The 13336-nt window shown below is 46.8% G+C and carries 10 protein-coding genes; all 10 read right to left on the bottom strand.

The annotated features are described in order from the left end of the window. Complete coding sequence (asnS, locus tag B4V02_RS10730; RefSeq protein WP_094154754.1) at positions 1–1296, bottom strand: asparagine--tRNA ligase; 1296 nt, start codon at positions 1294–1296, stop codon at positions 1–3. A 128-nt stretch (positions 1297–1424) separates the two neighbouring features. Further along, complete coding sequence (locus B4V02_RS10725) at positions 1425–2621, bottom strand: acetate/propionate family kinase (RefSeq protein ID WP_007430785.1); 1197 nt, start codon at positions 2619–2621, stop codon at positions 1425–1427. Continuing rightward, the gene (locus tag B4V02_RS10720) at positions 2618–3490 is read right to left on the bottom strand and encodes a 3-hydroxyacyl-CoA dehydrogenase family protein (RefSeq protein ID WP_068499573.1); all 873 of its coding nucleotides are present in this window, start codon (positions 3488–3490) and stop codon (positions 2618–2620) included. The genes B4V02_RS10725 and B4V02_RS10720 overlap by 4 nt, the downstream gene beginning before the upstream one ends. Before the next feature lie 137 nt (positions 3491–3627). Then, entirely contained in the window at positions 3628–5130 is a 1503-nt protein-coding gene (locus B4V02_RS10715) for an AAA family ATPase (RefSeq protein WP_094154753.1), read from the bottom strand. Continuing rightward, positions 5123–5656: a hypothetical protein gene (locus tag B4V02_RS10710; protein ID WP_007430788.1), complete on the bottom strand. Its 534-nt coding sequence runs from the start codon at positions 5654–5656 to the stop codon at positions 5123–5125. Before B4V02_RS10710 ends, B4V02_RS10715 begins: the two co-directional genes overlap by 8 nt. Positions 5657–6317: 661 nt before the next feature. Then, positions 6318–7100, bottom strand: a complete 783-nt coding sequence (locus tag B4V02_RS10705) for a (S)-acetoin forming diacetyl reductase (protein WP_094154752.1) — start codon at positions 7098–7100, stop codon at positions 6318–6320. A 764-nt stretch (positions 7101–7864) separates the two neighbouring features. After that, complete coding sequence (locus B4V02_RS10700) at positions 7865–8389, bottom strand: cell wall elongation regulator TseB-like domain-containing protein (RefSeq protein WP_094154751.1); 525 nt, start codon at positions 8387–8389, stop codon at positions 7865–7867. Positions 8390–8427: 38 nt separating this feature from the next. After that, positions 8428–9729 (bottom strand): amidohydrolase, encoded by a 1302-nt coding sequence (locus B4V02_RS10695; protein WP_094154750.1) that lies wholly within the window; start codon positions 9727–9729, stop codon positions 8428–8430. Continuing rightward, on the bottom strand, positions 9716–10369 hold the full coding sequence (locus tag B4V02_RS10690) for a redox-sensing transcriptional repressor Rex (RefSeq protein ID WP_007430792.1): 654 nt from the start codon (positions 10367–10369) through the stop codon (positions 9716–9718). Before B4V02_RS10690 ends, B4V02_RS10695 begins: the two co-directional genes overlap by 14 nt. Positions 10370–10414: 45 nt before the next feature. Continuing rightward, a complete protein-coding gene (gene dinG / locus B4V02_RS10685; RefSeq protein ID WP_094154749.1) occupies positions 10415–13282 on the bottom strand; it encodes an ATP-dependent DNA helicase DinG in 2868 nt (955 codons plus the stop codon). Between the last annotated feature and the right edge of the window lie 54 nt (positions 13283–13336).

Here is a 13336-nt window from a genome sequence, read left to right as displayed (position 1 = left end):
TTACGGATACAGACGATACAGCATACGTGGGAACGGAATCGTTTCACGTACATGATCGAGCCCGCAAATCCAGGCTACTGTACGCTCCAGTCCCAGTCCAAAGCCGGAATGCGGAACGCTGCCATAGGTGCGCAGATCCATATACCACTGGTAAGCTTCGCGTGCTAGGTTATGCTCGTTAAAACGCTCTTCCATCAAGGCCGGATCATCAATCCGTTGGGAACCCCCGATAATTTCGCCGTAGCCTTCAGGAGCGATCATATCGGCACACAAAACAACCTCTGGACGAGTTGGGTCGGGTTTCATATAAAATGCCTTAATGTGAGCCGGCCAATGTGTAATGAATACAGGCTTGTTGTATTTGTCGGCAATAGCCGTTTCATGAGGAGCGCCAAAGTCTTCACCCCAAGGAATATCGAATCCTTCACCTTGGAGGAACGCAATCGCCTCATCATACGTGATGCGCGGGAATTCGCCTTGAATTTGCTCCAGCTTCGAAACATCGCGTCCAATCGTTTCAAGTTCCTTTGCACAATTTTTCAGAACAGACTGTACGATATGGCTTACAAACTGCTCCTGGATGCGCAAGGATTCTTCATGATCCACAAAAGCCATTTCCGGCTCAATCATCCAGAACTCAATCAGGTGACGACGTGTTTTGGACTTTTCCGCACGGAACGTTGGGCCAAAGGAATATACCTTACCCAAAGCCATCGCTGCCGCTTCCATATACAATTGTCCACTTTGTGTCAAATATGCATCTTCGTCAAAATATTTGATGTGGAACAGCTCTGTTGTGCCTTCTGCGGAAGAAGGCGTCAAAATCGGCGGGTCCACCTTCGTAAAGCCGTTGCTATTAAAAAATTCCTGTACAGCACGGATGATCTCTGCCCGTACGATCAGAACAGCACGTTGCTTGGCGGAACGCAGCCACAAATGACGGTGATCCATCAGAAAATCTACCCCATGCTCTTTTGGTGTAATCGGGTAGTTTTCAGTCAGATGAATAATTTCAATGCCTGTAACCGTTAATTCAAAGCCTGATTGGCTACGCGGTTCCTCACGCACGACTCCAGTCACATACAGGGAGCTTTCTTGAGTCAAGGATTTGGCATCATTCCAAATGTCCTCGGACACTTCGCTTTTTACGATAACCCCTTGAATATATCCGCTACCGTCACGCAGTTGCAGAAACTGAATTTTACCGCTAGATCTTTTATTGTTTACCCAAGCGCCGATTGTAACCGTTTCCCCTACATGGCGGCCTACTTGGGCAATCGTACTTTTATTCGTCATGAACGTCTCTCCTCTTAACCGAAAATCAAACAGCCCTTCCCTAGGGTCAGGCTGTTTGTTCTCAACTGGTTAATACATACATGCTAAAGTATGTATGTATGCATAAAATTCATTTTATTTCAGCTAAGTTATTGTACCAAACGGAACGTGTCACGGGCAATAACCAGTTCTTCGTTCGTTGGAATAACCAATACTTCTACCTTGGAATTTGCCGTTGTAATCCGACGAGGCTCACCAGAGCGAATAGCGTTCAGTGATTCATCCAGCTCGATACCGAGGAATGTCAGTTGCTCCAACACTCTCTTACGCAGAACAGCGGAATTTTCGCCTACACCTGCTGTAAATACAATCACGTCTACCCCGTTCATTGCCGCAGCATACGAGCCAATGTATTTACGCAGACGGTATTCATACATTTCGAATGCCAATGTAGAATTAGCTTCGCCTTTTTCCATACCTTCTGTGACTTCACGCATATCACTGCTGATACCGGAAATCGCTAAAAGTCCACTGTGCTTGTTCAGCATGGAGTTAACTTCATTGACCGTCAATTCTTCTTTGTTCATAACATAAGGCACGATTGCAGGGTCCAAATCACCACTACGTGTACCCATCATAAGTCCTTCCAGTGGAGTCATACCCATGGAAGTATCTACAGACAAGCCACCTTGGACTGCTGTTATACTACCGCCATTACCGATATGACAAGTAATGATCTTCAAATCTTCCAGAGGACGACCCAGGAATTTGGCAGCTTCCTTACTAACAAAATCATGGGAAGTACCATGGGCACCGTAACGACGTACCTTGTACTTATTGTACAACACCCGTGGAATAGCGTACATGTAAGCTTTCTCAGGCATCGTTTGGTGGAACGAGGTATCAAATATTACAGTCTGCGGCACATTCGGCATATTTGCTTCTGCGGCTCTAATCCCCATCATGGAAGGCGGGTTATGCAGTGGCGCAAGGTCGAACAGGCGACGGATTTCACTTTTTGCTTCAGGCGTTATAAGTGCTGACTGCTTGAAGATTTCTCCTCCATGAACCACGCGATGGCCTACAGCCTCAATTTCGCTAACGCTGGAAATCACACCATGCTCCGCATCTGTAAGTGCATTGAGCACTTTACGGACCGCTGTGGTATGCTCCAGAATTTCGCTAACTTCAGTATATTCTTCTTTGCCTGTTGGCTTATGCGTCAGGATAGAGGAGTCCATACCGATACGCTCTACCAGACCTTTCGCCAAAACGGACTCATCCGTCATATCATACAGTTGGTATTTCAGGGAAGAACTCCCTGCATTGATTACGAGAATTTTCATATCCGGTCACCATCCTTGTCGTACTTAAAGAACCCTTCACCCGATTTTACGCCCAGATTACCTGCACGCACCATTTTCTTCAAGACGATGGACGGACGATATTTCAATTCGCCGAATTCGCGGAACATCCGCTCCAGAGCGGCCAAAACGGAATCCAGACCAAAGCGGTCAGCCATTTCCAAAGGACCGTTTTGGAAGCTGTAGCCGATTCGCATAGCATCGTCGATATCTTCAGCGGAAGCTACGCCCTCTTGAAGCACATGTGCAGCTTCATTGATCAGCAAGCAAATGATACGGCTTGTTACGAAGCCTGGGGATTCATAGATCATAACCCCTTTTTTCTCTACTACTTCTTCAACAAACATTTTAGTGTTCTCAAACGTATCGTCCGAAGTTTTCAAGCCACGAATAATTTCTACAAGATCAATGCGGGATACCGGATAAATAAAGTGCATGCCAATCACACGCTCTGGATACTTGGTCGAGCTCGCAAGCTCGGTCAGGCTCAGCGTGGATGTATTACTTGCAAGAATAATGTTGCTTGGACACACATGGTCCAGCTCTTGGAAAACAGCTTTCTTCTCATCCAGGTTTTCTGTAATGGTTTCAATGACCATATCACAACTGCCCAGCTCTGCCAAATGGGATACTTTTTGAATGCGGGATAAAATCAATTTTTTCTCCGCTTGTGTGATTGCCCACTTTTCCAGCTGTTTGTCCAGACTCGTTTCAATCATATTGTAGGCGTAGTCTAGTTTCTCTGGTGTCTGCTCTACCAGCAGCACATCGATTCCTTTGGACGCGAGCATTTCAGAAATACCTTGGCCCATAGTACCGCCGCCGATGACGCCGATTTTTTTAAATTGCATAATTCTTAATTCCACCCTTTCCTGGTCACTCTCATATATTGTATCCTTCTTTGTCGAAAAATACATGTTTATGTCCCAATAGATAATAATATCTTAGCACGGACTAAATGTAAAAAAAAATAACCAGCATAATAAAATTATGCTGGTAATAAAGCATTTTCACTAAATTGACATCTAAATTGGTCTCCGGACAGTGTTTCTTCCCTCATCAGGATGTCAAGAGAGTTGTCGAACACAGGACGATGCTTCTCAAGCAGGTCCAGCGTTCGGGTATGCAGTCCATCCATAATCTGGCTGTTTTCCCTCATAAGTTCTTCTTTTGTTACCATATCCATGTTAATAATTCCAAGTGAAGTCAAACCGGAGGTCATCATTGTATGAACGATATTCAGCGCCTGCTCAAAATCATTACTTGAGCCTGTACTGCGACCGCCATAGTACATTTCCTCCGCTACAGCCCCGGCGAGGGAGATCATAATCTGCTCCTCCAGGAACTGCTTGGTATATAGATAATGTTCTTGCTGTGGATTGTGACGCACATAGCCGAGCGCTTTCCCGCGTGGGCTGAGCGCAACCTGGCTCACACTGCCGGGACGAACGATTTCGGCCATAATAGCATGTCCCAACTCATGAATGGCTACACGCTTTTTCTCTTCCAGCGTTGATTCACGGTCCGTTTTCTCGCCCATCATCACCTTGTCAATGGCCATCGACAGATGTTTCTGGGCAATCATCTTCTCTTCCTGTCTCATCGCATAGATGGCCGCTTCATTCATGACGCTTTCCAGCTGTGCACCGGAAAAGCCATAGGATTCTTCAGCAATTTTGTCCAGATTCGCATCTTCCTGAATCGGTTTATTTTTGGCATGGATTTCAAGAATATGCAGACGACCCTTTTTATCGGGCAAATCCACTTGAATATGACGGTCAAAGCGTCCTGGACGGGTTAAAGCACTGTCCAGCATTTCTTTACGGTTAGTAGCCGCAATGAGCAAAATACGTGGCGTATCCGTTGAATAAATGCCATCCATTTCTGTCAGCAGCTGATTCAGGGTCTGATCATATTCACGCTGCTGTCCACCCTCACGCTTACCGCCAATCACATCGATCTCATCAATAAAAATAATCGCATTTTCTTTCTTTTCCTTGGCGGCACGTGTACGCGCCTCGCGAAACAGCTCACGAATACGACCTGCACCTACACCAACGTACATTTCAACAAATTCACTGCCTGAGGCAGCAACAAATACAGAATTGGTATAATGTGCGGCTGCCTTCGCCATCAATGTTTTCCCGGTTCCCGGAGGGCCTGTGAGCAAAATGCCTTTTATCGGACGAATGCCAAATTTTGAAATTTCATCATGCCGATTCAAAAAGTCCATGGCCTCGCGCAGCTCCTGCTTGGCGCTTTCTTGTCCGCCGATTTCTTCAAAAGTCAGCTTGTCCGGGCCATTTTTTTTACGTTTACGCTCTTGCCCGGCACCTACAGCCAAGCCACCGCGCGCATGCATGAGCATTAACAAGCCGCTGATCATGATGCCTACGAGCAGCAGAGGGATAATGTTCACCCCGATAAAGATGAGAAATATAATGGTTACCGGCACAATGCCGATTAGTGCTTCCTTGATCCATCTAGGCATTAGGCCATACCCCCATTTGCTGAGATTGACGTGGCAAAACGATAAATTTGGTCGCTTTACCTTCGCTGAGTCGGATATAGACATTATTCGAATCCATATCGGTATCAGCCTGAATACCCGTCTTTTTCTTTTTCATCTGCTCAACGGTAGATGAAATTTGAGTATATTTTTTATTTTCCATCGCTTCCGCTACGGGAAACATAGCCTCAGACCACCATTGATTCAGTGCTGAATTGGAATGATCTGCAATGTCCAGCTTGATGGTACGGCTGCCGATGATGGACTGCCCTTTTTGCTTAACTACATTGACCAATCCGGCCACATCTGCCTGTGGCTTGAGATCCAGTTTCAATACAACCTCTTCCGGTTTAATATCTATTTGAGCGCTTGTCACGCCGGGATATTGAGTAACCAATGTTTCCAGAGGATTTTGCATTGTAACCTGACGGTAAATGAACCATCCTCCAAACAACAGCGATGCTGCCAAAACTGCCGCAACAACGATAGGAACTACACGCAATTTCAAATAACATCCTCCTCTCAAAATGTAAAACAAAGAAGAAACGGGACGAATGTCAACAACAAACAGACTTATGATCTTGAACTTGCAGCAATCAGCAAGCTTTTTTCTATCATATTTGTCTATCACTCAGAAATATAGTATATCATATCGTATATCGAATATCGAAGGCAATGTGTGGGGAAGTTGAGGTTAGGCAAAATCATTGGTTATGGGTGGGTGGGGGAGACGCTGCGTGGAGGATTTGATCTTACGATCGCTGTTGCCATGGGATTCTCTTGATGGTATAAAACATTTAAAGGTTAGAATCCCATGGCAAAGGCGAACGCTCCGCTTCTCCAGATTCAAATCCTCCACTCCGCTACTGCCCGCCATAAAGATGAATTTTGCCTTAGCAGGAAAGTTGGGTAGGCAAAGATGCTTCGCTGGCTTTCAGCCAAGCTTCGCAGGGTTGGTAGTTAAAAAGACGCAAATACGAATTTCATCGTATTTACGTCTTTTTAATTTTTTCTTCAATCTCTATAGTTACTTTAGCCAATTTCGGCTTTCTTTGCTTTCTTTCAGTTACTCCTGCTTTTACAAGTTCTTGGCTGCAGCAAAAATTGCATGTAGCGTCTACGCTGCATATATAAGAGTTTTATTACCTCGTCGCTAATAACATAGTCCTTTACAGGAACATCATGCCGCCGTCGATCAGAGGGGATTGCCCTGTCATGTAATCGGAATCCGGACCTGCCAGGAATGAGACGAAGGCTGATACATCTTCCGGTGTAGAGAGACGACCAAGCGCAATTTTGCTGCCGAATTCCTTGGTGGCATCGCCTACAGCTTCACCTTTGGAGGCCGTAATTTCTTTATCAATTCCACTCCACATCGGAGTTTGTACAATACCGGGACAGTAGGCGTTAACTGTAATGCCATATTGCGCATATTCCTGAGCCGCGGTTTGTGTTAATGCTCGAACTGCAAATTTAGTTGCAGAGTAAATGCCCAGATTGGCGTTACCGACATGACCTGCCTGTGAAGAGGCATTGATGATTTTCCCCCCATGACCCAGCTCTCTAAATTCGGCTGCGGCCGCCTGAATGCCCCACAGTACACTGGTCACATTGATATGAAACAGCTTATCAAAATCAGCCAGCGTAACATCTTCCAACAGCTTGGCGGGAGCAATCCCCGCATTATTTACGATAACATCAAATCCACCGAGTTTGTCAGTTGTCTCCTTGACGGCGGCAAAAACCTGATCCCGGTTGGAAACATCGACTTTAAGCGCAATCGAGCGCCCTCCTGTCTTTGTAATTTCATCAGCCACACTTTTAGCCGTTTCTTCATTCAAATCTACGACTGCCACGGCGAAGCCATCTTGACTCAGACGTAAAGCGATAGCCCGCCCAATCCCTTGACCTCCACCTGTTACCAATGCAACTTTCCCATCCATTTTTCCCATGTTCATGAATCTCCTTTGGTGAATAAGTAGTCATGATAACATAGCCACAAAATTATGGGTTACGTTAGTCCGCGTCTATGATTAAACCATTTTTAGGAAAAAAATATTATGATATATGTAATAGACTTCATATTTAGACTCTTTAAGGGAAATGAAAAAACATCTAATTCAAACTTATAAAATTACATATGAAGGCACTGCACAGGCGGATATGGTTTTATACTCAAATAGTCATGCTATGATAAATACGAATCAAACATAAAAACTAAAAAGACGTAAATACGAATTTAATCGCATTTACGTCTTTTTAGCTTTCAATCATTCCAAACTATATAAACCGAGTATAAAAGTTACATTTTCGCCAATCCGCAGTGGGACGGTGCTTTCCAGATTTCTCGAATAAACCTATTTAGAGGAGAAATCCGGGAACAAGAGTGACAGATGTAAAACTCAAAACGGAGACAAGCGCAGCGCGGCGTCCGTTCCCTCCTACCTCAACTCCCTGGTGTTTGGAGTGACTCCATGGCGGTCAGCCAGCGGAGTGGGCCATTTGAATCTGAAGAAGCGAAGCGTTCGCCTAAAAGCTTTCTGTAAGAAAGCTCGCTTCGGAAGCATATACTGCCACCGGATTTTCCCCATAAGAATCTAATCGAAAAAAATCCGGCGGCAACAGCGATCGTAAGATCAAACGGACTAGCAGCGCTCCCAGGCGCTCCTAACGCTCCTAACCCTTCAAACTACCATCAGCCACTCCCCACGTCACTCTAGTAATTAGGCAATGTATACTTTACCCCCGTCGATCCCCCATCTGAGAAACGGTAAAAGGTATAGTTATGATGGCTTCCATCATTGTAAAACAGCTGCCACACATATTCGCCATTGAACACACTTGGCTGGAGGCTCACGATCTCTGCATCTGGAAGCTGCTGCTGAATAATTGCCGTCATTTTCTCCTCGTCGACTCCGTTTTTCAATAGCTCGGTATGAACACCACTATTATCTGCGGCAGGTACATTAGGCTGTCCCTCCACTTTTTGAAAGGGAACCCACACCATTATATTTTCATTTTGGGCATTTTTCCCTTGAACTACCCAATATACCTGACTCCATACTGACTTCCATGTACGAGTCGTGCTGACCAGACCACCCGATTGCTTGGCCTTTATGATAGCGGCATTTCTCTCGGCCACCTGGTCTTGCGTAACGTAAGAATAATACCAGAACATGCTGACCAGGATCAGTATCACGGCCAAAATAGCGACCGCTATCCATTTTTTCTTATTTTTCAAAGCCTGTGCTTCCTCTCTAAGGGGATGTGACACCTGAATTAGCGCGACAGCAGCCCTTCAAAGGCGGCTTGTGCCTCATGTTTGATGCGTTCCTCGTCCATAGTCAGGCACTCACCGTTTTTCACGACCTGACGACCGTCTACCCACACATGGGCCACATCCTTGGCACTTGCAGAGTATACAGCATGGGAAATAAGGTCCGTACGCGGCAGGAAATGCGCCTGATTCAGATCCAACGCGATAAAGTCAGCCTTGTTGCCTGCTGCCAGCACTCCCACCTCGTTTAAACCAATCGACTTCGCGCCGTACTCGGTTGCCAGACGCAGTGCTTCATTCGCAGGAACCGCCGTAGGATCACCGGATACTCCCTTATGAATGAGAGCAGCCAGGCGCATTTCCTCAAACATATCCAGATTATTATTGCTGGCAGGACCATCCGTACCGAGCGAAACGGTAACCCCTGCACGCAGCAGCTCAGGCACTCTTGCTACACCACTTGCCAGCTTCAGGTTGCTGCCCGGATTATGGGAAACCGCTACACCACGTTCAGCCAGCAAGGCTATTTCCTCGTCGTTCAAATGAACGGCATGGGCAACAAGCGAAGGACGGGAGAAAAAGCCGAGCTTATCCAAATGTGCAACTGGACGCAAGCCATAATCAAGTACGTTTTGCTCAACTTCGGCAATAGTCTCGGACATGTGGGTGTGCAGCGGTAAATCCAAATCATGCGCAGCCTGTACAAATTTTTCGATAAATGCAGGTGGACATGTGTATGGCGCATGTGGAGACATCATTGTTGTAATGCGACCATCCGCCTTGCCATGCCAGTTACGCGCAAAAGTCACAGCCTCAGCCAGCTTGATTCGCTGCTCCTCCTCTGAGCATAATCCAATCGCTCCACGCATCAGACTCGCACGAATGCCTGACTCTTCAGCTACACGAGCCACCTCATCCATATGATCGTACATGTCCAGGAAGGTCGTCGTACCGCCTTTCAGCATTTCCAGCACAGACAAGGAAGTACCCCAGTATACATCTGAAGCTGTAAATTTGGCTTCCATCGGCCACATTTTCTCCTGAAGCCATACTTGAAGTGCCAGATCATCGCCATACCCACGCAGCAGTGACATCGCCGCATGACCATGCGTATTAATCAGACCTGGTAAAAAGAGCAAGCCTTTGCCGTCAAACGCTTCTGTATCTTCCTCTCCCGCAGGCAAAGTCTCGCCAATGTAAGTAATCCGGCTATCCTCCACAATCATATAGCCATGGATTACCCCGGCTTCAGGTCCGTTTACGGCAAAGGAGCCGTTTTTAATCATCCATTTATTCACTGTCATCTTGCGATTCTTCCTTTCCATCCTCTAAATAATAAGCGAGGCTTAGCAAATCGGTTGTAAAATCTGTGGTATGTACCCGGATGTTGTCCGGGGTTTTCAGAATGATCGGTGCAAAGTTCAAGATCGCTTCAATACCACACTCAATCAGCTTGTCGGCCACGTGTTGCGCTTCGAAATCCGGTACAGTAATAATCCCGATCCGAATATTTTTTTCTTTCACAGTCGCTTCCAATTGATCCATTGGCTGAACGACCAGCGTATTGATCATCGTTCCGGTCTTCTCTGGAACAGCATCAAATACAGCTACAATTTTCATATTGTCTTTTAAGTACGCATTATAATTCGAGAGGGCTTGCCCCAGATTACCTGCTCCGACCAATGCAACGTTGATTTGCTGGTCAATTTTCAGGATATGACGTATTTTTTCAATCAGATAAGTCACATCATAGCCGATACCCTTTCGGCCAAAATCTCCAAAGTATGCGAGATCCTTTCGGATTTGGGCCGGATTCAAATTCAGCCTTTGCCCCAGATCCTGGGAAGAGACCGTAGCCACTTCCCTTTTGTTCAGTGCATTCAGATAGCGTAAATATACGGGCAACCTCCGTACAACTGCCTCAGAAATTTTTTCTGATTTCATACTTGCTCCCCCTAATTGTAACGGACATTTTTAGATGCCCGTCCATTATGCCTCAGTCTCCGGGGCGGATTGGAGCCATTCAGAGATGCGGGGCACCATTTGCTCCGTCGGCATATGCTCCATTTTTGGTCCCGGTAACGAGTACAAAAAGTGCTTTCCGTAATAGGATTCGATGACACGTGTATCGTAAACGATGACGACCCCGTGGTCGCTCGCTGTACGTACCAAACGTCCAAATCCCTGTTTAAAACGAATGACCGCCTGTGGAACAGACAGCTTCATAAATGGATTTTTCTTCTGCTGCTGCAGCAGCTCGCTTTTCGCCTCCAGCAACGGGTGATTCGGCGGTTGAAACGGCAGACGGACGATGGCCAAACACGTCAGCGCCTCGCCTGGAATATCAACACCCTCCCAGAAGCTGCTGGTTCCCAGCAATACAGAAGCCTTGGCATCCTGAAAACGCCGGGTGAGCTTGCTGCGGCTCCCACTGTCTACACCCTGTCCCAGCACAGTGATGTCGCTGGAAGACAATGCCTCTTTGAGCGGCTCATACACTTGCCGGAGCATCCGGTAGGAGGTAAACAAAACGAGCATTCTCCCCCGGGTCGCCTGAGCAGTCGCGCCTAGCGAGCTGACAAGCATATTAACAAAATGCGCATCTCCTACACTGCCCTTTACACTCGGGAAATCGCGGGGAATGACCAGCAGCACCTGATCCCTGTAGTTAAAGGGCGACGGGAGCTGCGAAGTCATCAGCCGTCCCTCATCTGCAGCTTCCTGCAAACCGAGCTGATCGGTCATGTACTGAAACGATTTATCGACCGATAAGGTGGCTGAAGTCAGAATAATGCTTCTTTTTTTGTCAAAAAACATTTCTTTCAGCTGGCGGCTCACATCTACAGGCACTGCATAAAATTGCAATGATTTACTGCGGAATTGCCCACTCGCTTCAAGCCAGTAGACGGTCGTCTCATCATCAAGACGTATAAAGAGACGCAAATTCTCCTTGATTCCGGCCAAATCCTTGAGCAGTCCTGTAATATCCGTAATAAGGCTGTCAGCCGCATAATCATCATATTCTTCCTTTACGTCCAGCATGAGCTTGTCACCCTTGCGCAAAATTTCGCTTAGTGTGACATTTAACTGATTTTCCAGCGCAGACGCTTGATCCCACTTGGCAGGCTTGGCCGACGGCTTGAGACGAGAAGAAAATTGTCCTGTTTCACCCGGTGTCGCATCACTTCGCTCCGGCAGCATACCAAACAGCTTGTCGCTCAGCAAATCCCATGTTTCCTTGACCTCCAGCACAAGCGGATATAGCTGGTCGATGGTCGAAGCCCAATCTGCCGACTTCTCATGACCAGACTTCACCAACTGCTGACGCAATGAAGGCAGCTGTCCATTCTTGCTGTCTTTGAACAGTCTGGTCAACGTATGAACGAGTGTGAAATATTTCATATGCATGCCCAGATGCTTGCCGGCGACCTCCTCCAGATGGTGTGCTTCATCAATGACCAGATGCTCATAGCTTGGCAACAGCTGATGGCTTGCCTTGACATCCGTAAACAGCTTGGAATGATTCGTAATAACCACATCCGATATTCCCGCCTCATGACGCGCACGATGATAAAAGCATTTACGGAACCACGGGCAGGAGCGGCCGAGACAGGACTCCGAATCACTTGCCACCGTTTCCCAAAAATCTCCGCCACGATTGCTCAGATTCAATTCTTCATCATCACCGGTTTCTGTCAGCGTCAGCCAGACGATCATCTGAGCCGCCGTTATTAAATCTTCCTTTGGTGTTGCGAAGTCTCTTCTGTTTATTTTATGTTCAAACTTGCGCAGACACAAATAGTGCCCCCGACCCTTAAAAATGGCAGCCCGGAACGGAAACGGAATCACCTTCGTCAGCATCGGAATATCGCGCTCGCGCAACTGCTCCTGCAGGTTGATTGTATGCGTGCTTACTGTAACCCGCTGTCCATATTTTACACTGTGATACAGTGATGGAAGCAAATAACCGAGGGACTTGCCTGTCCCTGTACCTGCCTCGATCAACAAATGCTTGTCTTCACTCAGCGCCTGATTTACATCCTCTATCATTTGTACCTGCGCTTCGCGCTCCTCGTATTGGCTCAAGGATGATCGCAATTGATCTCGCACATCATCCATGTATTCCTCAAAGGAAACACCTGACAACGGATTCGGATCATCTTCTCTGCGGGGAGCTGCCAGCTCTGTCCAATCCTCCACCTTCAGTGCAAGCTGACGATAAAACTGATGCCCCTCCAAATCCTGAATGGGATCAAGCTCTTTCTCTTCACGCACCCCGTCAAGAAACCAGCCAAGATCACTGTCTTCCTCTGCAAACAAATCGCTGAGCCGCTGTATCGTGATTAAAGGTAACGCTTGAAGCTCAGCCAGACACTTTAAGAACACCTCAGCCGTAGCCAGCGCGTCGCTGTCTGCTTGATGGGGGCGATCATGAGCCAGCCCGAACTCAGAAGAAACAAATCCGAGTTGATAGGAGGAGAGCGATGGAAACATGATCTTCAGAAAATCCATCGTATCCAAAATTCTGCCGCTAAACGGCAGGTATCCGCACCGATCTAAAGCGTTTTGCAAAAAATTAAAATCAAATGCCACATTATGACCGACCAGGACAACATCATCCAGCAAAGGGACAAGCTCCATCATCATCTCTTCAAGTGCAGGAGCATCCTTGACGTCATCGTCTGTAATTCCGGTCAACCCCGTAATAAAAGGCGGAATGGGCCTGCCAGGGTTCACATAAGAACCGTAAACACGGGAAATGCTGTTATCATGATCTATAATTGCAAGTCCGACTTGAATGATGTCATCCGCGGACTGGGTGCCTGTCGTTTCAAAATCCAATACCGCAAATTTCATTCGAGCTTAATCCTTTCTTTTGACACATACAAAAAATAATAACTCTGTATAACA

The sequence above is a fragment of the Paenibacillus kribbensis genome, assembly GCF_002240415.1.
Taxonomy (GTDB): Bacteria; Bacillota; Bacilli; order Paenibacillales; family Paenibacillaceae; genus Paenibacillus; species Paenibacillus kribbensis.
The sequence above is the reverse complement of the archived record's forward strand: the minus strand, read 5'-3'. Positions and strand labels throughout refer to the sequence as shown.